At 55.7% G+C, this 21,012-nt stretch carries 21 protein-coding genes; 8 read left to right on the top strand and 13 right to left on the bottom strand.

The window, feature by feature from the left end; genetic code table 11:
• Positions 1-20 precede the first annotated feature (20 nt).
• Entirely contained in the window at positions 21-506 is a 486-nt protein-coding gene (locus AZE99_RS05555) for an RNA pyrophosphohydrolase (RefSeq protein WP_443027816.1), read from the top strand.
• Between the two features lie 22 nt (positions 507-528).
• On the top strand, positions 529-1,479 hold the full coding sequence (locus tag AZE99_RS05550; RefSeq protein WP_067198742.1) for a DUF481 domain-containing protein: 951 nt from the start codon (positions 529-531) through the stop codon (positions 1,477-1,479).
• 19 nt (positions 1,480-1,498) lie between these two features.
• Here AZE99_RS05550 and AZE99_RS05545 read toward each other — a convergent pair whose 3' ends face one another.
• From AZE99_RS05545 to AZE99_RS05530, 4 genes are all read right to left on the bottom strand, one after another.
• The gene (locus tag AZE99_RS05545; protein WP_067203320.1) at positions 1,499-2,029 is read right to left on the bottom strand and encodes a tetratricopeptide repeat protein; all 531 of its coding nucleotides are present in this window, start codon (positions 2,027-2,029) and stop codon (positions 1,499-1,501) included.
• Positions 2,030-2,098: 69 nt separating this feature from the next.
• Positions 2,099-3,277, bottom strand: coding sequence for an RsmB/NOP family class I SAM-dependent RNA methyltransferase (locus AZE99_RS05540; protein ID WP_067198740.1), 1,179 nt, complete (start codon positions 3,275-3,277; stop codon positions 2,099-2,101).
• A gap of 89 nt (positions 3,278-3,366) precedes the next feature.
• Positions 3,367-4,845 carry an IMP dehydrogenase gene (gene guaB, locus AZE99_RS05535; RefSeq protein ID WP_067198738.1) on the bottom strand — a complete coding sequence of 493 codons (1,479 nt, stop codon included), beginning with the start codon at positions 4,843-4,845 and terminating at the stop codon, positions 3,367-3,369.
• A 50-nt stretch (positions 4,846-4,895) separates the two neighbouring features.
• On the bottom strand, positions 4,896-6,392 hold the full coding sequence (locus AZE99_RS05530) for a M28 family peptidase (protein WP_067198731.1): 1,497 nt from the start codon (positions 6,390-6,392) through the stop codon (positions 4,896-4,898).
• A gap of 102 nt (positions 6,393-6,494) precedes the next feature.
• Here AZE99_RS05530 and AZE99_RS05525 point away from each other — a divergent pair, with 102 nt between their 5' ends.
• Together AZE99_RS05525 and AZE99_RS05520 are read left to right on the top strand one after the other, a co-directional pair.
• On the top strand, positions 6,495-7,463 hold the full coding sequence (locus AZE99_RS05525) for an SPFH domain-containing protein (RefSeq protein WP_067198729.1): 969 nt from the start codon (positions 6,495-6,497) through the stop codon (positions 7,461-7,463).
• Between the two features lie 26 nt (positions 7,464-7,489).
• Positions 7,490-7,969 carry an NfeD family protein gene (locus tag AZE99_RS05520; protein WP_067198727.1) on the top strand — a complete coding sequence of 160 codons (480 nt, stop codon included), beginning with the start codon at positions 7,490-7,492 and terminating at the stop codon, positions 7,967-7,969.
• Here AZE99_RS05520 and AZE99_RS05515 read toward each other — a convergent pair.
• Together AZE99_RS05515 and AZE99_RS05510 are read right to left on the bottom strand one after the other, a co-directional pair.
• The gene (locus AZE99_RS05515; protein ID WP_067198725.1) at positions 7,959-8,339 is read right to left on the bottom strand and encodes a hypothetical protein; all 381 of its coding nucleotides are present in this window, start codon (positions 8,337-8,339) and stop codon (positions 7,959-7,961) included. The genes AZE99_RS05520 and AZE99_RS05515 overlap by 11 nt on opposite strands.
• A 27-nt stretch (positions 8,340-8,366) precedes the next feature.
• Complete coding sequence (locus AZE99_RS05510) at positions 8,367-8,948, bottom strand: DUF937 domain-containing protein (RefSeq protein WP_231862696.1); 582 nt, start codon at positions 8,946-8,948, stop codon at positions 8,367-8,369.
• A 244-nt stretch (positions 8,949-9,192) separates the two neighbouring features.
• On the opposite strand from AZE99_RS05510, the gene AZE99_RS05505 reads away from it, so the two are divergent.
• Complete coding sequence (locus AZE99_RS05505) at positions 9,193-9,558, top strand: DUF3597 domain-containing protein (RefSeq protein ID WP_067203317.1); 366 nt, start codon at positions 9,193-9,195, stop codon at positions 9,556-9,558.
• A gap of 40 nt (positions 9,559-9,598) precedes the next feature.
• Positions 9,599-10,276, top strand: a complete 678-nt coding sequence (locus AZE99_RS05500; RefSeq protein ID WP_067198723.1) for a uracil-DNA glycosylase — start codon at positions 9,599-9,601, stop codon at positions 10,274-10,276.
• On the opposite strand, the gene AZE99_RS05495 is transcribed toward AZE99_RS05500, so the two are convergent.
• Positions 10,257-11,300 (bottom strand): dipeptidase, encoded by a 1,044-nt coding sequence (locus tag AZE99_RS05495; RefSeq protein WP_067198721.1) that lies wholly within the window; start codon positions 11,298-11,300, stop codon positions 10,257-10,259. The genes AZE99_RS05500 and AZE99_RS05495 overlap by 20 nt on opposite strands.
• A 151-nt stretch (positions 11,301-11,451) precedes the next feature.
• Here AZE99_RS05495 and AZE99_RS05490 point away from each other — a divergent pair, with 151 nt between their 5' ends.
• Complete coding sequence (locus tag AZE99_RS05490) at positions 11,452-11,958, top strand: MarR family winged helix-turn-helix transcriptional regulator (RefSeq protein ID WP_067198720.1); 507 nt, start codon at positions 11,452-11,454, stop codon at positions 11,956-11,958.
• A 70-nt stretch (positions 11,959-12,028) separates the two neighbouring features.
• Here the strand turns inward: AZE99_RS05490 and aguB are convergent, their stop codons facing one another.
• The 5 genes from aguB to AZE99_RS05465 form a co-directional block, all read right to left on the bottom strand.
• A complete protein-coding gene (gene aguB / locus AZE99_RS05485) occupies positions 12,029-12,877 on the bottom strand; it encodes an N-carbamoylputrescine amidase (protein WP_067198718.1) in 849 nt (282 codons plus the stop codon).
• 18 nt (positions 12,878-12,895) lie between these two features.
• Positions 12,896-13,750: a class I SAM-dependent methyltransferase gene (locus tag AZE99_RS05480; protein WP_067198717.1), complete on the bottom strand. Its 855-nt coding sequence runs from the start codon at positions 13,748-13,750 to the stop codon at positions 12,896-12,898.
• A 77-nt stretch (positions 13,751-13,827) separates the two neighbouring features.
• Complete coding sequence (locus AZE99_RS05475; RefSeq protein ID WP_067198715.1) at positions 13,828-15,348, bottom strand: FMN-binding glutamate synthase family protein; 1,521 nt, start codon at positions 15,346-15,348, stop codon at positions 13,828-13,830.
• Positions 15,349-15,426: 78 nt separating this feature from the next.
• Positions 15,427-16,410: an agmatine deiminase family protein gene (locus AZE99_RS05470; protein ID WP_067198713.1), complete on the bottom strand. Its 984-nt coding sequence runs from the start codon at positions 16,408-16,410 to the stop codon at positions 15,427-15,429.
• A 15-nt stretch (positions 16,411-16,425) separates the two neighbouring features.
• Complete coding sequence (locus AZE99_RS05465; protein WP_067198711.1) at positions 16,426-18,102, bottom strand: M28 family metallopeptidase; 1,677 nt, start codon at positions 18,100-18,102, stop codon at positions 16,426-16,428.
• Positions 18,103-18,150: 48 nt separating this feature from the next.
• Here AZE99_RS05465 and AZE99_RS05460 point away from each other — a divergent pair, with 48 nt between their 5' ends.
• Entirely contained in the window at positions 18,151-20,220 is a 2,070-nt protein-coding gene (locus AZE99_RS05460; protein WP_231862695.1) for a S9 family peptidase, read from the top strand.
• A 74-nt stretch (positions 20,221-20,294) separates the two neighbouring features.
• Here the strand turns inward: AZE99_RS05460 and rpsD are convergent, their stop codons facing one another.
• A complete protein-coding gene (rpsD, locus tag AZE99_RS05455; RefSeq protein ID WP_067198710.1) occupies positions 20,295-20,909 on the bottom strand; it encodes a 30S ribosomal protein S4 in 615 nt (204 codons plus the stop codon).
• Positions 20,910-21,012: the final 103 nt, after the last annotated feature.

Genomic DNA, 21,012 nt, shown 5'->3' with positions numbered 1-21,012 from the left:
TTTTGAAAAGGCATAGTAAAATCGATTTAAGCAAACTTCCATACCGCCCCTGCGCCGGTATCATGCTCGCAAACCGCTCAGGCCAAGTGTTCGTCGGTCAAAGACTGGATGCGGCCGACAGCCAATATCCCGATGCCTGGCAAATGCCGCAAGGCGGGATCGACGAAGGCGAAGAGCCCGAAGCAGCAGCGTTGCGCGAGCTCCGGGAAGAAACCGGTGTGGTGGACGATCTCGTGCAGATCATTGGTCGCAGCCCTGAGGAATATCTCTACGATCTTCCCGACGAACTGCTCGGTAAGATCTGGAAAGGCAAATATCGCGGTCAAAGGCAGAGCTGGTTCCTGATGCGCTTCACCGGTGATGACGATCAAATCAATATCGAGACCGATCATCCCGAATTCAAAAACTGGAAATGGACCGATCCGCATGGCTTGCCAGATTTAATCGTTCCCTTCAAAAGGGACCTGTATCGGGCGGTATTGAAAGAATTTCTGCCGCTGATTTAATAGCAGCAATCAGGAATATTCTATGTCCAGACCAGCGTTAACAGCCGCGATTCTAGTTGCGGGGAGCATTGCCACGCCAGCCGTCGCCGCGCTGCCTGCTCCAGTCAAAGCCATGATTGATGCCGCCATTGCATCCGGTAACAATCAGGATGTAGTAGCTGTCGTAAAAATCGCCAAATCTACAAACCCCGATGATCTGGCTGAAATCGATTCCATCATGGCCGGCTATAATGCCCAACTGGCAGAACAGGCCGAGGCAGCGCTGCGCAAGAAACAAGAGGCGAGCTTTTTCGAAAACTGGAAAGGACAAGGTGAACTTGGCGGTTTTCGTTCAACCGGAAACACCAGCAATTTAGGTATCTCTGGCGGTCTCAAACTGGTCAAGGACGCGGTAAACTGGCGTTTGAATTTCCAAGCGCGCGCCGACTATGAACGCAATGCAGGAAAAACCACTCGCGATCAGTTGAACGTGACCATCGAACCCAATTACAAGTTTGACAAAAGCCTATATGCCTATGGCCTGGCACAATTTGAGCGGGACCGCTTCCAGGGTTTTTCTGCCCGCTATACCTTGTCGGGCGGGCTGGGTTACGAGCTGGTTAAAACCAAAGATATCCGGCTCGCTGTAAAGGCCGGCCCCGCAATTCGCATAACCGATTTTGCCGGTGGTGAGTCGAAAAGCAGCCTGGCCGCTCTGGCCGGGCTCGATTTTGACTGGAAAATTTCCGACCATCTCAACTTTTCGCATGATGCCGGTGGCACTTACGCGAGCGATGCACAAGGTTTCACATCGGCGCTTGCCGTCATCGATAGCGACAATACAAGCTTTACAGCCACATCAGCGCTCGACGCCAAGCTGCTTGGTGGGTTATCCGCCCGTTTTTCCTATACGATTGACCATGAAACCAACCCGCCGGTCGGCCGCATTAAAACCGATACACTCAGCCGTGCAACCTTGGTCTATGATTTCTGAAACATCGGTAAGACCGGGATCAAGGCGTTTCGGTGACCGGTTCTTCATCACCTACTTTGGGCTTTGGCGTCACCGCTTCGGCTGACAGAACAGGTTTCTTCTCCGCTAGCTTGATCGCTGATGCCAGCTGGTCATTTTGCGAACAGCGCGACCGGCACAGGGTTTCAATCCGCGACAGGTTCACACGGGCTTTTTCCAGAGCACCACGCTGGATAAGGGCTTCACCCTGTCCAGCCAGTGCGTCAAGATTGTTCGGGTCCAGGATCAGCGCTTCGCGATAGAGACGGATCGCCTTGCCGGGCAAATCCTGCACCCGGGCGATTTGCGCCAAAGCGATAAATGCCGATCCGTTGCGCGGGTCCACGACCAATGATGTCTCATAAAGATCCGCTGCCAGATCGAGTTCGCCACGTTTTTGCGCCGCTTCGCCCAATTGCATATATTCGACCGAGCGCTGCTTGATCTCAATAGCGGCGGACTGGCCAAAACTGGCGCTGGAAACAGTGGCAAAAACGAGAGATAAGGCGACAACAGCCGGTGAAAAACGCATAATCAGCTCCAATAAACTCTCGCGACCATAGCCAGACTCATCTGCATGCTGGCTTAACATGATTGGCTATCACAATTTTTCGAGGCAAGTAAAATAAAAGCCATCCGTTCCGTCATGATGCGGTGAAAGAAGAGTGCCTTTACGATATGGGCGGCCAATCGGCAAATCAATCGATATTTCCCGCCACTGCGGGTGGCTTTCGAGAAATCGGTCTGTTTGATCGCCGCCTTCTTCATCGAGCAGCGAGCAAACGGCATAGACCAGCCGCCCGCCGGGTTTCACCAGCTCGCTGCCGAGCGCTATCAGCCTTTGCTGCAATTCTGCTGTATGTTCGAGCCGCTTGGGCGTCATTCGCCAGCGCAGTTCGGGATTGCGCCGCCAGGTTCCGGTACCGCTACAGGGAGCATCGATCAAAACCAGATCACAACTGGCTTTCAGATGCTCCAGTGACTCCATTTCCTTGCCCGGTGCGAGCAAAATCGTTTCGATATTCCGGGCGCTGGCTCTCCGCTTGCGAGGCTCGATCCGGCTCAACCGGCCACGGTCCGTGTCGGCCGCGATAATCTTGCTTTCAGGGGGGAGCATGGCCGACAACGCGAGGGTTTTACCACCGGCTCCTGCACATAAGTCCAGAACAAGCCCGGGCCTGGCAGCAGCTCCTGCCATAGCTATGGCCTGACTGCCGAGATCCTGAATTTCGATGGCGCCTTCGCGAAAGAGCGCCTTGTCTTCCAGCTGGCTTCCAGCCGGCAGTTCATAGCCATGTGGCAAGGCCAGAGCGACGGCATCCGGCCAGGCTGACTTGACCTCCATGTCCGTCGAACGCTGGCCATTGACACGCACGTGCAGCGGTGCCCGATCAAACAGCGCCTTCCGTTCCGGCTCGTCAATCAGACTGGCAAATCTGTCCACTAGCCAATCCGGGATTTGCGCACCGCTGGCAGCCGGTTCGCCTTCTGCAATCGCGGCCGGCCCATAGTTGGAACCGCCGAAAAGCTCCCGCAATTCTGGCTGTTCGACGAGCAGACCCAACATGGCTTGGCGGCCGCTCTCCGGCCGGTCGCCCCAACGCCGGATGGCAGAATAGACAAGCTCGCGAATGGCTCGGCGATCACCCGACCCCGCGTAGCGCCGTTCCTTGAAGAATTTCTTGGCGATATTGTCCGCAGATGCACCATTGTCGCGCGCAGCGGCAATGATCCAGTCCAGCATCTCTATCGCGGCTTGCAGTCTTGCCGCGGGCGTCATGTGCCCATGCGATCATTGGCTGGCGCCGCCGGCCCGACAATTATTGGCAAAAATATCTTGGCTTCAATCAAGTGATGCCTCCCAAGACCCTAGCGGGTCGGATAATTTGGTGCTTCCCTGGTGATCGCCACATCGTGGACATGGCTTTCCTGCAGTCCGGCATTGGTGATCCGGATGAACTCGGCCCGTTCGCGCAAGTCTTCCAGTGTCGCCGAGCCAGTGTAGCCCATGGCCGCTTTCACGCCGCCAACCAGCTGATGGATGACATCGCGCGCCGGTCCCTTGAACGGCACCTGCCCTTCGATACCCTCAGGCACCAGCTTCATCTGGTCGGTAATATCCTGCTGGAAATAGCGATCCGCCGACCCGCGCGCCATCGCACCAACCGAACCCATGCCGCGATAGCTCTTGTAAGCACGACCCTGATAGAGGAAGGTTTCACCCGGCGCTTCTTCGGTTCCGGCCAGCAAAGAGCCGATCATCACGGCCGAGGCACCGGCAGCCAGCGCTTTTGCAACATCGCCAGAGGTCCGCAGACCGCCATCAGCGATAACCGGAATGCCCGATTTTTCGGCTTCTTCCGCACAATCCATGATCGCGGTAAGTTGCGGAACACCGACACCGGCGACCACCCGCGTGGTGCAGATCGAACCGGGGCCGATGCCGACCTTGATACCGTCTGCTCCGGCGTCGATCAGCGCGCGGGTTGCAGCGGCCGTCGCCACGTTTCCGGCAATGATCTGGGCACCGTTTGAACGTTTTTTCACATCTTCGACGGCCCGCGCCACCATCGCGCTATGGCCATGAGCGGTGTCGATGACGATCAAATCGCATTCGGCATCGATCAGCGCCTGGGTCCGTTCCAGCCCGCTTTCGCCGACGGTCGAGGCCGCAGCAACGCGCAAACGGCCGGTTTCATCCTTGGTCGCATTGGGATAGGTGACAGCCTTTTCGATGTCCTTGACTGTGATCAGGCCGACGCAATGATAATCATTGTCCACCACCAGCAATTTTTCGATACGCCGCTGGTGCAGGGTGCGCCGCGCTTCTTCCTGGCTGACGCCGGCGGGAACCGTAGCCAGATTGTCCTTCGTCATCAGCTCGGAAACCAGCTGTTTCGGATTTTCTGCAAAACGCACATCGCGATTGGTCAATATACCGACCAGCTTGCCCGATTTCTCGACCACGGGAATACCGGATATCCGGTTCTGCTCCATCGTCGCCTGCGCTTCCGCCAACGTCGCATCCGGCGCGATCGTGATCGGATTGACCACCATACCGGATTCAAAACGCTTCACCTGACGTACCGCGGCTGTCTGCTGGGCTATGGTGAGGTTCCGGTGCAAAACGCCGATCCCGCCCATTTGCGCCATGACAATCGCCATATCAGACTCGGTGACGGTATCCATGGCGGAAGAAAGGATCGGAATATTCAGGCCGATAAGTTTGGATAATTGGGTTTTTGTATTGGCCTGGCTCGGCACGATTTCGGATGCAGCGGGCCGCAGCAGGACATCATCAAACGTGAGTCCCAACCGAATTTCTTTATGCTTGCCTGACCTGCTCATTGTCGCCACTTTCCGATGTGCTGAATGTGATTCTGTGGCGGCCCATGTAATCAGTTATCGGGCTCGCCGCTAGTGGCTATTCCGGGATATCTCGCGGTCGAAGCAAAATAGCGGCCCAGCGCGACGTGGAAATTGGCATCGGCAGCGGCCCCCGCCAGCAACAAACTGTCGTTCAACTCATCGCTAACATCATGATAGGGACCGTCAATATAGGCCTGAAGCCGTTCCTCGTCGGCGAACGCACTGGTGATCATATAGGCCGGAATATCCTGTTCCAGAAAAACATAACCATCCTGACGTTTGATATAAACGTCCGCCTTGCCGCTGCGGTCAATCTCGCGGCCTTCCTGCGCGGCAACGATCTCGATATCCCTGTCGAGTACAACCTCTCCCAGCCCGACAACCGCAATTGTCTGCCCCTTGTCAGAAAGAGCGACGGTATCGGCATTGAAGACCGCGACCAGTTTTTCGAGCGCAACCGGAGGCTTTTCGACAAACGCCCGCGCGCCTAGCAAGCCCTTTTCTTCAGCGGTCGTCGCCAGAAAATATATGTCCCGATCCTGGCGTGCACCGGACAGCTGTTTGGCGGTCTCGATAAGCAAGGATATGCCGCTGGCATTGTCCACAGCGCCATTGCATATCCGGTCTCTGGCTGGTTCCAGCGGATCCTCGACCCGGCATATGCCGAAATGATCCCAATGGCCCATGAACAGAACGGCTCCACGTTTCGATTCGGCGCCGGTAATCTTTCCGACGACATTGTGGGATATATAGGTACGAACCTGGGTCTCGACCTTTGCCGATGCTTGCAGTCCAAGATCGATGACAGATATGCTGTCTTTGTTCGCCAGCAATGTTTCGGCATCCAGACCGGATTGCCCGGCCAGTTTTCTGAACTGTTCGAAGCTGATCATGCCTTCGAATTCTGCGTGATTTTCCGGACCCGCGAGAACCGTTGACGCTCGCTGAAAAATTCTGAGAAATCTCGGCCAGCGCTCTTGATCATCAATGACGGATATCACGCCGATCGCGCCATCCTCTATCAACCGAAGCTTGCGATTGCGAAAATCTGGCATGTCGCCACTATCTTCCGACGGCTTGCTCGGCAGCAAGACCAGCTTTCCCGCCACCGACTGACCGCCCCGCCCCTGCTCGGCATAGCCGGCAAAAATGACCGGAATATTGGATTGCCGGAAAGCCGGATCCCGGCCGCGCAGGATGATTTCGTCGGGCTCCAACCGTACCCTATGGCCCCGTTTTCTATGAGCAACACTCAAGCGGTAGCTGTCCGGCGTTCGCTCTGCCAACGGCACCGATGCGTACCAGGAGCCCTTGTCCCCAGCCGGCGCAAGCCCTGCCTTTGCCCATTGCGTCGCAATATAATTAACGGTCTTGTTTTCCCCCGCCGTACCGGGCTCCCTGCCCTCGAAAGCGTCGCTGGCCAATATCTCGATATGCCGCAGCATATCTGCTTCGCTAATCGGCTCGGCGCGCGCAGCACCCGAGACAATCAGTCCCGACAAAATCAAACCGGCAATGAAACGCATCGCAACTGCAACCCTTCTGGGGAGATGGAAAATATGCTTTTCCCTTGGCATTATACTGCAAATAATCAATGATAATGAGACGGTTCGCTAGGGAGAATAGAAATGGGTGTTTCACTGTTACTGCTGGTGCTGTTGGTCACCATCATCTATCTTTTTGCGAGCATCAAGATCGTCCGGCAAGGCTATCATTACACGATCGAATATTTTGGTCGATTCACCACGACCGCCCAGCCGGGATTCAACTTCTATCCCGCCTTTCTCTATCGCGTCGGCCGCAAGGTAAACATGATGGAACAGGTGCTCGATATCCCGGGTCAGGAAATCATCACCAAGGACAATGCGATGATCTCCACCGACGGCGTGGTTTTCTTCCAGGTGCTCGATGCTGCCAAGGCCGCCTATGAGGTCAATGATCTGTACAATGCGATCCTCAACCTCGTCACCACCAACCTGCGAACCGTCATGGGTTCGATGGATCTGGACGAGACATTGTCCAAGCGCGACGAAATCAACGGACGGCTGCTAACCGTTATCGACGATGCCACCACGCCCTGGGGGATCAAGATCACCCGCGTCGAGATCAAGGATATTCGCCCGCCACAGGATATCATCAACGCAATGGCGCGGCAGATGAAGGCAGAACGCGAAAAACGCGCCAATATTCTCGATGCCGAAGGCGCCCGGGCTTCCGAAATCCTCCGCTCCGAAGGCGAAAAGCAGGGCCAGATCCTGCAGGCCGAAGGCCGCAAGGAAGCGGCCTTTCTAGATGCCGAAGCCCGCGAACGCGAAGCCCAGGCCGAAGCGAAAGCGACCCAGATGGTGTCCGAAGCCATTGCAGGCGGCAATGCCCAGGCAATCAACTATTTTGTCGCACAGGATTACGTGAAGGCAATCGAAAAATTCGCCACCTCGCCCAATGCTAAGACGATATTATTCCCGGTCGAAGCCACCCAGCTTATCGGAACTTTGGGAGGCATCGGTGCTCTGGCCAAAGAAGCGCTCGGCGATAACCATGAAAGCTTCTCGCCGCCGACCCCGCGCAAGGGTCCGTTCGACAATCAGGACAAGTAAGGCCGGCAAGAGGCGGAGCATGAGCCATGGATGATTTCACGCTGAACAGTCCGGAATATGTCTGGCTGGGGCTGGCCGCTTTGCTCGCATTGGCGGAGCTGTTCGTTCCCGGCGTCTTCCTGATCTGGGTCGCGGCAGCGGCGGCAGTGACCGGCATATTGTCGCTGTTTATCGACATGACCTTTGCGGGTCAGCTGACTGTATTTGGCCTGTCGACCATCCTCGCGGTGCGGGGGGGACGGCGCTGGTATCTGACGCATAATGTCGAAAGCGAGAACCCGCTGCTCAACAACCGTTCGGCGCAACTGATCGGAAAAACCGTGACCATTGTGGAAACGGTTTCAGCGACCAGCGGTCGCGCGAAAGTCGCTGACGGCGTATGGCCGGCAAGAGGTCCGGACATGAAAAAAGGCATGGTCGCGAAAGTCGCAGCAGTCGAAGGCGGTGTCCTCAGGCTGGAAGCGCTGGAGGACACCGTTCAACTGGAAAGCAAGCCTATTTCTTGAAAAAGCCCTTTGCCATATTGGTAAGGTCATTGATCGGATTTCCATCACCATCGCGGTCGAAAAAACGGGTAGCCTTGCCCAGCAGACCCTCTTTACCGGTCAGCTTGTCCATCAGACTGCCCTCACCATCAAGACCGGCTTTTTCCGCCAATGCTGGCAACAGACCCTTGAGCTTCTCCGCATCCACACCCGCTTCGGCAGCCGCTTCCTTGATCGCGGTCATCTTGTCGGTACTGCCATCACGCAATTTCGCGAACAGGGCTTCACCGCCCTTTTTTGCTTCTTCCGCCGTCATCCCGGCTTTTTCTGCAATATCGTCAATGCTGAAATTTTCAGGCAGCATGTCCATGATTTTTTCGAATATGCCCATAATCTTTGTCCTGCGTTGGAGCTAGGTTTAGCGGATCAGCTTGCCGGCCATGCCGATAATATCATCCAGTGGATTGCCATCACCATTCAGGTCAAGCAGCGAACCGAGACCACCAAGGCCACCGCCGGAAGACGCATTATTGCCGCCACCCAGCAAACCACCGATGAGACCGCCAATCCCGCCGCCATTGCCTGCGCTTTCGCCACTCTGCTTGGCCATATATCCCGCGACCATCATCGCGACGACCGGCAGCATTTTCTTGAGCAAATCGCTGCTGATCCCGGTCTGCTGTTCTGCGCCAGCAGCGACAGTACGGCTGACTTCCTTGGAACCGAAAATCTGACCAAGCACTTCATTGCCTTTGCTGACCGGGGTCGGCTGCGTACCGAGAACACTGTCGAGCAGTCCACCACCGCCCAACTGGCCGAGCAATCCACCCAGACCGTCCAGACCGCCTGGTTGTGCCTGTGTCGTTTTCTTGAAACCGCCCAATATGGCAGGCAGCAATGCTGCAGCACCGGCCTCTGCGACATTCTCGTTGATGCCCAATTCCTTGGCCATAGTGCCGATCCCGCCCGACTGTTGCAAAACTTCCATAATATTCATCATTGCTCTCCTTCTTTGCCTTGACGGCCCGTTTGATTCATCGCTTGCCCAGTCCTTAGCATAGTTTCGGGCGCGAAACCGCCTGATCAAGGGTTTTACGAGTGTTTACACGCCATTGGTGGCTGACAACCGCCACAGCAGAAGAAGGACAATTGACTCCATCGACCGGAACACCGAGATGATGATGCAACGGCATGGTCAGGCAAAAGTCGGACAATGAGGCCGGCTAATCAAGATGGAGCACGATATGAGCATTTTTGGAAAGATTAAGAACGCAATCTTCGGCGGCGAAGCCAAGGCAGCAGAACCCGAAGTTGCGGCAACACCCGTCGCAGCGGCACCAGCCAAGCGCGCGGCGATCAGCGAAGTCGACGTCGCTTCACGGCTGGACAGCATCCCCGGATCTGACAAGCTCAACTGGCGCACGTCGATTGTCGACCTGATGAAGCTGGTCCAGATCGATGCCAGCTATGGCAATCGCAAGGAACTGGCGCAGGAGCTCGGCAACAGCGACTATAGCGGTTCTGCCGAAGACAATATCCTGCTGCACAAGCAGGTGATGAACAAGATTGCAGCAGCGGGCGGTATCGTACCGGCTGATCTGAAGGACTAATCCACTGGACCGCAGGTCCGATAGAATTTAGGCGGGGGCTGTGAGCGATCATGGCCCTCTTCCTTTTGCCCCGCTTCCCGCTGCGGAAGCCCCGAAAGGCTGCCGGCGCTGTCCGCGACTGGTCGGCCTGCGCAAATCCTTGCGCAAGGACCATCCGGACTGGTGGAACGCCCCGGTTCCGGCCTTTGGCGACCCGGAGGCATGGCTGGCCATCGTCGGCCTCGCGCCGGGCACGGAGGGCGCCAACCGCACCGGCAGGCCGTTTACCGGCGACGCCTCGGGAGAAACGCTGTTTGCCACTCTCACCAAATATGGCTTTGTCGATGGTGTGTTCGCCAATGACCCCGCCGACGGTATTACATTGAACGGTGCCATCATTCTCAACGCGGTGAAATGCCTGCCGCCGGAAAACAAGCCGACCGGCGCGGAGATTAACAATTGCCGACCCTATCTAGCCAAAGCGCTGGACGGATTGCCGGAACTGAAAATCATCCTGGCTCTCGGGAAGGTCGCCCATGACAGCATCATCCGCCTGTCCGGCGCAAAACTCGCCGATCACAAATTCGCCCACTGCGCGAAGCACGAACTACCAGATGGCCGCACCCTGATCGACAGCTATCACTGCAGCCGGTATAATGTGAATACGCGGCGATTGACGGTGGAGATGTTTGAGGAGGTTTTTGCGAATGTCCTGAAAGCTAACGCCACGTCTCTTTGAAAATCCGAAGGAAATTGCCACCCAGCACTTTCTCTGCTGCAGTCTCGGAATATCCGGCTTTCAACAATCCTTCGGCAATTACCAGTGACTTGTGCGGTCCGTTCATGCCAACCGCAAATGGCGGAGGCCCCTCTCCGGGTGCCGCTATACCGGCATCCGCTCGTTGCTTGATGCTGTCATCCCACGCCTTCATGCTTTCAGGCGATGTATCGAAGGCCAGCATGAAGGCATCGCTACCGATTCCAACGTGATCTTCTCCGCAAATATTCAGCGCATGGGTCAGGTGGCGCATATAATCGGCCAGTGTCTGCTGCTCCAGCCCCGGTGTCAGATAGGAGAGTTCATATTGCCCAAATACACCGCCCTGGTCTGCCACCGCCCGCAATATCGCATCGCTCTTGTTGCGCGGATGCGGGTTAATGGCATCGCAGCCGCCATGCGATATCATCACCGGTTTGCTCGATTGCGCGACAATCTCCTGCGTGGACTTGTCATCCGAATGGCTAACATCGATCGTCACACCTACGCCGTTCATAGTGATCACGGCCTCAGCACCTTTTTTGGTCAGGCCCTGCGATGGCTTCGTCGACATAACACCCGATGCAAAAGGTGACACGCCATTGTAGGATAGCTGCATCGACCGCACGCCGAGACTATGAAAATAGTTGATCCGTTCGACCTTGCCTTCAAGCATGCCAGCATCTTCAAATGCATAGAATATCCCGACCCTGCCGCTACGCTTTGCCTCGACCAGATCATTAATGGAGAAAACCGGCATATATACGTCTTTATGAGCGGCAATTTGATTGTTGATATATCCGATATGTTCGACCGTATTAGAAAATGTACCGGCACCTCCGCCTACACTCAGCTTGACCGCAGTAAGACCCGTCGCCCGCACATCGGAGATAAATTGCGGATCATCCACTGGATCCGAAAAACCTGGCAACATATTGCCATTTATCACGATGGATCGACTGAGCAGCCTGCGTGCCTGCTCTTTGACGCCCTCGGTAGCAGCCATCAGCGGTGTCGCACAAACGGCAGCAGCAACAGAAGTTGCGGCAAGGAACGAACGCCTATCTGTCGAATATAACATGTTTAATCCAATGCTTGAATGTTACACCGTTAATAGGTAGGCACCTACATAGTTGTCAAGACGATCTGGAGCCAAGGTGAAAAAAGCAAAATATCTCGATGATTCCCGGGGTGCAAACCTCGGTGCACGATTGCGCCGGCTTTCCGCGACCATCGACCGTGACGCGTCCCGCACCTATAGTTTGATGGGCGTGGAGTTTGAACAGCGCTGGTTTGGGCTTCTTGACCAACTGATAATCAACGGTCCCATGTCGGTGCGCGAAATTGCCGAAGCTTTGGGGATCACCCATGTTTCCGTTAGCCAATCACGGCAATCGCTTGAGAAAGCCGGATATGTATCTTCTCGGCCCGACAAAAATGACCGGCGGCGCAACGAGATTCACCTCACCCCAAGGGGACATGAGCTGACCAAAAGACTAAACCCGCTCTGGCAAGCGCTCGTCAAGGTCGCCATTGATTTGAATAAAGAAGGCGACGATCTGATAGCCTCAATCGACAAGATCGAACTGGCACTAAAAAGCAAATCCCTCCATGATCGGGTGAAGGATATTTTGCTAACCACACCACCCTATCGTGGTGAATAAGGTCTCCATAGCAAAACCGTCGGTATCCGGTGCTACGACCAGAACGCGAACGATCTCACCATGATCAAGCCTATATATCCTCGGCCAGACGCCCGTAAAGCTCCGGCCGCCGGTCTCTGAAAAATCCCATGCCTGCCCGGTGCTTGCGCGCCTGTTCGAGATCGAGTGATGCCGTCAGTACACCGGTTTCCTGCGAACCATATTCGGTCACCAGATCACCCCATTCATTGGTGATGAAGCTGTGTCCGTAAAAGGCCTGCCCGTCTTCGATGCCGATGCGGTTGCTGGCGACTACCGGCATGCAATTGCTCACCGCATGGCCTTGCATCGCCCGCCGCCACATGCGGCTGGTGTCGAGGTCCGCGTCATAGGGTTCCGACCCGATTGCCGTGGGATAGAACAGGATTTCTGCGCCCATCAGCGCCATTGCCCGGGCCGTCTCCGGATACCATTGGTCCCAGCAGATGCCGATACCGATCCGGGTACCGAACACGTCCCAGGTCTTGAAGCCTGTATTTCCGGGGCGGAAATAATATTTTTCCTCATAGCCGGGGCCGTCGGGAATATGGCTCTTGCGATAGACGCCCATGATCTCGCCTTCGGGATCGATCATCGCAAGGCTATTATAATAATGCTGCCCGTCGCGTTCGAAAAAACTGGCCGGAATCGCCACACCATGTTGTCTGGCGAGCTTCTGCATCGCCAGCACTGGCGCGCTTTCGCCAACCGGCTGGGCCAGCGCAAACAAGGCTTCGTCCTCGGTCTTGCAGAAATAGGGGCCGGCAAACAGTTCCGGTGGCAGGATGATCTGCGCGCCCTGCTCCGCCGCCTCGGCGACAAGGCCGCCGACGGCATAGATATTCGTTTGTTCGTCGCCACCGAGGGGCAGCTGCAGGGCCGCTACGCTTAAATTGGTCATAGCAGCCCTGATAGCGGTTTAAGGACGTTTCTTAAACAATAATGTCATGCGGTCTGATTCTCCAATCGCCTGATATTTGGCTTTGTTCGTGTCACCCAATGCGAGGACCGGAGGCAATGTCCAGACGCCGCGTTCATAATCGGTTGTGTCCTTGGGATTGGCGTTGATTTCGGACTCGCTGACCAACTCGAAACCGTTCAGTTCAAACAATGCCACGACCGATGCCTGTTTCAGATAGCCCTTGCTACCGTTGGACATGGCGTAGGAGGCATCCGCTTTGGCGCGGTGCTGGACAATTCCGACCATCCCGTCGTCGGCCAGCATGTCGCGCAAAGCGCGCAGTTCGAAGTCAGCACGGTTGCCGTTCAGCATTCCGTGCAGCGACCGGAAAATCAAAATCCGGTCGACCTTGCCCTTCATATCATCCGGCAGTTCGTCGCTTTCAAAAGCGAGTATCTTGCTGGCATCCGTACCAGTCCATTTCGCCGCTGTTGTAGGGAAGATCTCAGGCCAGCCCTTGGTGCGCGCTTCGCGGGCACGATCGGGAAAAGTGGAGTTGGAACTATCCGCGTTGATCGCGATATATTGCCCGCTATCGGCGAGATAAGGCACCAACACACGCGTGTACCAGCCTCCGCCGGGTCCATATTCAACGACCGTCTGCCCGGGTTTGACGCCGAAGAAACTCAACGTCTCGGCCGGATGGCGATGGTCATCGCGGGCCTTGTCGTCGGCGCGGCGCTCATGATCCAGAATAGCTTGCAGGCTTGCGTCCGTCATCGCGGCACCGTGTTTTTCATGGTGATTGGCAACCGCGGGAACAGCCGCTCCCAGCATCGCCAGCGCCGCGCTCGCCATCAGTAATTTCTTCATAATGTCATTCCTCTCAGATTTCCGGCATTTTTTCCTGTATGCATTCCTACGCGAGGCCGGTCAGGACACAATATATATTATCGGGCAGCTTCCATAGACGGCCTGTATTGCAGAAGCACATCGGGCCGCGGACAAAGTTCGTCGAACGGCACTGATTTCCCCGTATCCTGTACGATCCGCACATGTCTTCTGCCCAATTTTCGCGGCTCGTCCACACCGCAACTGTGCGCGATCACTTCCACCTCATGGACAATATTCTTGCAGTAATTGGCGACTTTGACTTTCTTGTCCTGCGGATCAAGCCCGCGCTGCAGGCGGGGGTTGTGGGTAGTAACCCCGGTCGGGCAGGTATTTTTGTTGCATTTCAGCGACTGGATACAGCCGAGCGAGAACATGAAACCGCGCGCCGTGTTGACGAAATCCGCTCCGGCACAAATGGCCCAGGCAGCGCTCGACGGTGTGATCCGCTTTCCCGAAGCGATTATCCTGATCCGGTCGCGCAGGCCATAGCGGTGAAAGATATCGGACAGCATCGGCAGGCTTTCCTTCAGTTGCAGTCCGACATTGTCCATCAGCGGCATCGGCGCTGCACCAGTGCCACCGTCGCCGCCATCGAGCGTGAAAAAATCCGGAGCGCTCGCGATTCCGCGCTCATGGATTGCCTCGCACAATTCCTCCAGCCAGCCATAGGCGCCGACCACAGCCTTGATCCCGGTCGGCTTGCCGGTGACTTCCCGCACATGATGGATGAAGTCGAGCAATTCATCGACGCTGTTGATCTCGGGATGGCGGTTCGGCGATATGCTCGACTGCCCCTCGGTTATGCCGCGGACGTCCGCAATCATCCGGTTCACTTTCTCGCCGGGCAATATCCCGCCCTTGCCCGGCTTGGCACCTTGGGAAAGCTTGATTTCAAACATCTTCACCTGATCGTGCGCAGCCACGGCCTGCAATCTTTCATCGCTCATGCTGCCGTCCGGATTGCGCACTCCATATTTTGCCGTACCGATCTGAAAGACAATATCGCAGCCGCCTTCAAGATGAAAAGGCGACAGGCCGCCCTCCCCGGTATTCAGCCAGCACCCGGCCAGTTTCGCACCATGCGACAGGGCCTGAACCGCTGGCACAGACAATGCCCCGAAGCTCATTGCGGAAATGTTGAAAAAGGACGTAGCTTCGTAGGGATGTCTCGAATATTCCCCGATGATGCATGTTGTGGTTTCCGCCGCATCACTATCAAGCGCAGGAAATGGGCAATTGACAAAAATTGCCGTGCCCGGCGGATCAAGATTCTTGGTCGATCCAAAGGCGATCGTATTGTCCAAGCCCTTGCCGGCTCTTTCAACCCATTCCCGCTCGGCCCGGTTGAACGGCAATTCCTCGCGGTCCATGGCAAAAAAATATTGCCGGAAAAACTCTCCCAAGGTCGAGAAAATATGACGAAAGCGCCCAATGACCGGATAGTTCCGCCGCACCGCATCCTGTTTCTGGGTGATATCGATGATGAACAGCACGACAAAAGCCGCCAGTCCAAGCCCGAACAACAGAATGAATATATAGGTGAGCGCGCTTATCACGCTCAGGATTCCGTTCGGCATCAATCTTCCCCTCAACAGACCTCACAGAGTAGCAGCTTGCGCCTTCCTGACAAAGGTTTGCGAAAATCGGTGACCCGGTTACCCCAGCAGCGGGATCTGTTGCGAGATGCAGTGAAAACTTCCGCCACCGCGCAGCAGCGCCTGGCTGGATAGTCCGATCGCCTTGCGGTCGGGGAAAAGGGCCGCGATCTGATCGACTGCTCTGGCATCGTTCACCGCTCCATATTGCGGAACCGCGACTACAGTATTTCCGATATAGAAATTCATATAGCTTGCCGGTGCGATGTCGCCGTCAATCGTGTACAATCCCGCTGACGGCAGCCGGACCACCTTCAAACCCGACGACTGGGCTCGCTGTGCGGCATTGTCAAAAATATCCGCATTGGGATCCTCGGCGGTTTCGGCTTGCGGGATAGCCACCGTGCCGGGCGAGAAAAAGCGGGCAAGATTGTCGACATGACCATCCGTATGATCGGCGACCAAGCCGTCCCCCAGCCAGCAGATATCCTCTACCGCCAGAGCTTCGCGCAGCCGGGAAGCAGCCTGCTCCCTGCTTAGCTGGTCATTGCGATTGGCGTTGAGCACACATTGCTCGGTGGTAACCAACCGACCCGAACCATCGCCATCGATAGCCCCGCCTTCCAATATCCAGTCTTGCACATTATCGCTCAGCCCAAAGCGCTTCGACAAGCGCGCCCCGATATCCTGATCACCAGCCATTTCATATTTGCCGCCCCAGCCGTTAAAGCCGAAATCCCGACCGGCAAGCCCGTCGGGACCGGTGACGAAAATCGGTGCGGAATCGCGCAACCAAATGTCGCCAAAAGGCTCGACGATCACGTCGACGCAGGACTGGACCAGCCCCCGCGCGATTTCCGCGTCCGCAGCGTCACGGCACACGAGAACCACTGTCTCGCCGGCACCATTGTCGGCGACCGCATTGGCAAAGCCAGCCACTTCCTGCTGCGCGGCATCCCGGCCCTGCGGCCATTCCGCCGGATCACCGGGAAAGCCGATCCAGACCGCCTGATGCGGCTCCCATTCTGCGGGCCATCTTGTCATGCGTGTCTTCCGGGATCAGTTGCCGGCGCGGCTCTCGTCCCGCGTTGCGCGGAATTCGTCGCCTTCGTTCCAGTTGGGCCAGTCTTCGGTCATCGCCAGCATCCGCGCGACGGAATAATAGATTTTCAGATCGCCCATCACGCCCTCCCAATTCCAGTTCGGATCATATTCGTCCTTCGGGCCATGGTAGCGGTTTTCGGTATAATCTTTCGAAAGGGCTTCACCGGCTTCCCGACCACCCTCGACAAGATCCTCGCCACCTTCGAAATAGATCATCGGCACGCCAAGCTTGGCGAAGCTGAAATGATCGGAACGGTAATAATAGCCCTTCTCCGGTGTCGGCTCGGCTTCGGCCACACGGCTATCGCCGGTCAGCGCCGCTTCGAGATAGCGATCCAGACCCGATTTGCCTTTGCCGACAACAATCACATTCTTGGCAGGGCCAGCCATGCCGAACGCATCCATATTCACGCCGCCAACGGTCTGGCTGAGCGGATAGATCGGGTTTTGTGCATAATATTTGGAACCCAAAAGCCCCGATTCTTCAGCGGTCACCGCCAGGAAGATGATGCTGCGATCCGGCGCACCGGCCTTCACATGCGCTTCGGCCAGAGCAACCAAAGCGGCAGTGCCCGTGGCATTATCGATCGCACCATTACAGATATCATCGCCATCGGGTGCCGGCTTGCAGCGACCAAGATGATCCCAGTGCGCGGTATAGATCACATATTCGTCAGGACGGGTCTTGCCCTTCAGGATGCCGACGACATTCTTGCTGTCGGTTTGCTTGATATCATTCTCGAGCGAAGCCGAAGCTTTCAGCTTCAGATCAATTGCCTTGAAACCCTTTTTCTTCGCTGCTGCCATTTGCGCGGTCAAATCCTGACCGGCTGCTGCAAAGACCTTGGCCGCCGCGTCTTTCTGAATCCAGCCGTTCAATTTGGTCTGGTCCGCGCCGCCATTTTCCGACTTGGGGTAAAATTGCTCACCCGTCCAACTCGATTCGACAACATTCCAGCCATAGGCTGCAGGCTCGGTATCGTGGATGATCAAAGCCGCAGCAGCCCCCTGCCGTGCCGCTTCTTCATATTTGTAGGTCCAGCGCCCGTAATAGGTCATCGCCCGACCGCCAAATTCGCCTTCCAGGCTTTCGGTCCCGAAATCGGGATCATTTACCAGGATGACGACGGTCTTGCCTTTGACATCGACGCCAGCATAGTCGTTCCAGCCTCGCTCGGGAGCGGTGATGCCGTAACCGACAAATACCATTTCGCTGTCAGCAACGTCAATTTTCGGCTGTTCCTGATAGCTCGAAGCGACATATTCACTGCCATAGGCAAAAGACAATTCGCTGGCGCCGCCGCTGATTTTCAGGGGCGACATATTTTTCGCGGTGATGCCGACCAATGGTACATCCTGAAACCAGCCACCCTTGTTTCCCGGCTCCAGACCGACTGCAGCAAATTTTTCGGATATCAGCTTGATTGTCTTTTCCTCACCCGCCGTACCGGGCGCGCGTCCTTCATAGGCGTCAGAGGAAAGCTCTTCGGTGATCGACTTCATCGTTTCAACCGACAATTCCGGCGCCGCGATTTCGGGAAGCGCTACCGCCGTGTCACCCTCATCGATCTTGGTGCAGCCAGCCAGTACCAGCGATGGTGCGAGCAGCACCCAAAGCGACCGTTTCAACATAAAGCTATCCTTCTGAAATTCTCTGTTTCGAAAAACGTTGCGTGCTCAATGGCAGACGATTTTCTGCAAGGCAAGCAGCCTCAGGATTCAGATACCGGGTTGCCAAACGATGACGAGTTCGCGATGTTTCACAACTGGATATTGGAAATGGGAGTCTTTGTGTTTCGTAATAGTATAGTTTTATTCTCGCTCGCCGTCACCACGGCCCTCACCATCCCGGCGGTGTCGGCTAATGAAAAAGCCAAAATATTTGGGGCATTACCGAGTGTCACCGATATCAGCCTATCACCCGACGGCTCAAAAGTGGCGTTTGTATCTCCCGGTCCCGGGAAGACAATGGATCTATACACGATAGACATCAGCAAGGGGGGTACCCCGACGCGGGTAACCAGTTCCTCCGGTGAGCCGGAAAGCTTGCATTGGTGCAACTGGGTATCGAACGCCCGTCTGGTCTGCCAGGTAGGCGGGGTCGAGGAATATGCAGGCGAGCTGTACAGTTTTTCCAATATTTTCGCGGTCGATGCCAATGGCGCCAATCCAAAGCTTCTGACCCTTAAACAACGCCAAGGCACAATCGGTTACACGCTTTATGGTGGGCAGGTAATCGACTGGCTACCAGACGAAGAAAATGCGATCCTGATGACCCAATGGCATCTCGAGAAATCGCGAGTTGGATCACGGATAGCCAATAGCGCCCGAGGGCTTGCAGTCGAACGGGTGGATACGATCACTGGCAAACGGAAAATCGTCGAACGCCCCGAGGATGAAGCAACGACATATATCACCGACGGTGAAGGCAATGTCCGGATCATGGGAATGCGGACGAAACTTGGACGAACCGAGCGGAACAGCGGAGAAATCAAGTATTTTTTCAAGAATGAGGGCGACTGGGAGCGGCTTGGGGAATTAAATTATGCCGACCGGACTGGCTTTAATCCTCATGCCGTCGACCCAGGAACCAATCGCATATTCGGTTACGAAACCGTGAATGGCCGCAAGGCGCTCGTCACCAAGGCTCTGGACGGCAGCGGGGAAACCGAAGTCATATTCGCCCATGATGAAGTGGACGTTGATGGCTTGATTCGTATCGGCCGCAAAAGACGGATCGTAGGTGCAAGCTATGTCGTGGATGTCCGTCAGGGTCATTATTTTGACGAAGATCTCGAAAAGCTTAGAAACAGCCTCGCAAAAGCGCTTTCCAACAATGTCTCTATTGGATTCGTCGACGCGAGCATGGATGAAAGCAAATTGCTGCTCCGTGCAACATCTGACACGGATCCTGGGCAATATTATCTGTTCGACCGAACGCAGATGAAACTGGAGCCGCTTCTGGCGATCCGTCCCTATGCGGAAAAGGAAACTCTGGCGACCGTCCAGTCAATATCCTACCCGGCTGCCGATGGGACCATGATTCCGGGCTACCTGACCTTGCCCCCCGGTTCGAATGGAAAAGGCTTGCCTGCCATCGTGATGCCGCATGGAGGCCCTGAGAGCCGGGACGAGTGGGGTTATGACTGGTTTTCGCAATTTTTTGCAAGCCAAGGCTTTGCCGTCATCCAACCCAACTTCCGGGGATCCTCCGGATATGGTGATGCATGGTACCAGACGAATGGCTTTCAGTCATGGCGCACATCCATTGGAGATGTCACCGATGCCGGAAAATGGCTGGTGTCCCAAGGCATCGCCAAGCCCGAAGCACTGTCCATCGTCGGCTGGTCCTACGGCGGCTATGCGGCCTTGCAATCCGCTGTCTTGGAGCCTGATCTTTTCAAAGCCGTCGTCGCCATCGCTCCGGTCACCGATCTCAGCACACTGAAAACCAACGCCAAAAACACTTATGGTAGCGCGGTAGTGCGGGATTTTGTTGGGGATGGTCCGCATGTAAAAGACGGATCACCGGCGCAGAATGTTGATAAGTTCAAAGCGCCCGTATTGATGTTCCACGGGGACAATGACCAGAACGTCGATGTGCAGCATTCCAGGTTGATGGAAAACCGTCTGCAAGACGCCGGCAAAGAGGTTACCTACCACGAATATGAAAATACGACCCACAGTCTGTGGAATTCGGAAATCCGTGCCGAACTGCTAACGAAATCAGCGGAATTCCTGCCCAAATAACATTTATACAGACGATCAAAAAAAAAGGGCGGCTCCAACGGGCCGCCCTTTTTTGTAAATATCGTTGAAAACAATCAGCGCGAATAGAATTCGACAACCAGATTGGGTTCCATTGTCACCGGATAAGGCACTTCGTCCAATGTCGGGATACGGACATAGGTCACTTTGTCGGTGCCTTCGGGATTCACATATTCAGGAATGTCACGCTCTGGCAGGCTCTGTGCTTCGATAACCAGCAGCATTTCCTGCGCCTTGTCGCTAAGCGAGACCACGTCGCCCGGTACAACCTTGCGCGATGCAACATTACATTTGACGCCGTTCACACGGATATGACCGTGGCTGACGAGCTGACGGGCAGCAAAGATGGTCGGGGTGAACTTGGCGCGATAGACAACCATGTCGAGACGCTGTTCGAGCAAGCCGATCAGATTCTGGCTGGTATCGCCTTTCATCGCTGCGGCTTCTTTATAGGCGCGGCGGAACTGCTTTTCCGTGACGTCGCCATAATAGCCCTTGAGCTTCTGCTTGGCGCGCAACTGAATACCGAAGTCGGACAATTTGCCCTTGCGGCGCTGACCGTGCTGGCCCGGGCCATAGTCGCGACGATTGACGGGAGATTTGGGACGGCCCCAAATATTCTCGCCCATACGGCGATCGAGCTTATATTTGGAACTGGTACGTTTGGTCATATCAATGACTCCTCATTTGCTGTTTATAAGTCTTCCCGGAGCGCACCATCAAAACCTGAGTCTTGATGCGGCCGCCGCTTCACCGGGGTGCGGGGCCAATTGC

The sequence above is a fragment of the Sphingorhabdus sp. M41 genome (assembly GCF_001586275.1).
Taxonomy (GTDB): domain Bacteria; phylum Pseudomonadota; class Alphaproteobacteria; order Sphingomonadales; family Sphingomonadaceae; genus Parasphingorhabdus.
Note: the sequence above shows the minus strand (reverse complement) of the source record. Positions and strands in the feature narration are given on the sequence as shown.

Excerpts from the sequence above, each read along its gene's own strand:
- AZE99_RS05550 (WP_067198742.1), top strand. The coding sequence starts at position 529 with ATGTCCAGACCAGCGTTAACAGCCGCGATTCTAGTTGCGGGGAGCATT.
- AZE99_RS05545 (WP_067203320.1), bottom strand. The coding sequence starts at position 2,029 with ATGCGTTTTTCACCGGCTGTTGTCGCCTTATCTCTCGTTTTTGCCACT.
- AZE99_RS05540 (WP_067198740.1), bottom strand. The coding sequence starts at position 3,277 with ATGACGCCCGCGGCAAGACTGCAAGCCGCGATAGAGATGCTGGACTGG.
- guaB (WP_067198738.1), bottom strand. The coding sequence starts at position 4,845 with ATGAGCAGGTCAGGCAAGCATAAAGAAATTCGGTTGGGACTCACGTTT.
- AZE99_RS05530 (WP_067198731.1), bottom strand. The coding sequence starts at position 6,392 with ATGCGTTTCATTGCCGGTTTGATTTTGTCGGGACTGATTGTCTCGGGT.
- AZE99_RS05525 (WP_067198729.1), top strand. The coding sequence starts at position 6,495 with ATGGGTGTTTCACTGTTACTGCTGGTGCTGTTGGTCACCATCATCTAT.
- AZE99_RS05520 (WP_067198727.1), top strand. The coding sequence starts at position 7,490 with ATGGATGATTTCACGCTGAACAGTCCGGAATATGTCTGGCTGGGGCTG.
- AZE99_RS05515 (WP_067198725.1), bottom strand. The coding sequence starts at position 8,339 with ATGGGCATATTCGAAAAAATCATGGACATGCTGCCTGAAAATTTCAGC.
- AZE99_RS05510 (WP_231862696.1), bottom strand. The coding sequence starts at position 8,948 with ATGATGAATATTATGGAAGTTTTGCAACAGTCGGGCGGGATCGGCACT.
- AZE99_RS05505 (WP_067203317.1), top strand. The coding sequence starts at position 9,193 with ATGAGCATTTTTGGAAAGATTAAGAACGCAATCTTCGGCGGCGAAGCC.
- AZE99_RS05495 (WP_067198721.1), bottom strand. The coding sequence starts at position 11,300 with ATGGCTGCTACCGAGGGCGTCAAAGAGCAGGCACGCAGGCTGCTCAGT.
- aguB (WP_067198718.1), bottom strand. The coding sequence starts at position 12,877 with ATGACCAATTTAAGCGTAGCGGCCCTGCAGCTGCCCCTCGGTGGCGAC.
- AZE99_RS05480 (WP_067198717.1), bottom strand. The coding sequence starts at position 13,750 with ATGAAGAAATTACTGATGGCGAGCGCGGCGCTGGCGATGCTGGGAGCG.
- AZE99_RS05475 (WP_067198715.1), bottom strand. The coding sequence starts at position 15,348 with ATGCCGAACGGAATCCTGAGCGTGATAAGCGCGCTCACCTATATATTC.
- AZE99_RS05470 (WP_067198713.1), bottom strand. The coding sequence starts at position 16,410 with ATGACAAGATGGCCCGCAGAATGGGAGCCGCATCAGGCGGTCTGGATC.
- AZE99_RS05465 (WP_067198711.1), bottom strand. The coding sequence starts at position 18,102 with ATGTTGAAACGGTCGCTTTGGGTGCTGCTCGCACCATCGCTGGTACTG.
- AZE99_RS05460 (WP_231862695.1), top strand. The coding sequence starts at position 18,151 with ATGGCAGACGATTTTCTGCAAGGCAAGCAGCCTCAGGATTCAGATACC.
- rpsD (WP_067198710.1), bottom strand. The coding sequence starts at position 20,909 with ATGACCAAACGTACCAGTTCCAAATATAAGCTCGATCGCCGTATGGGC.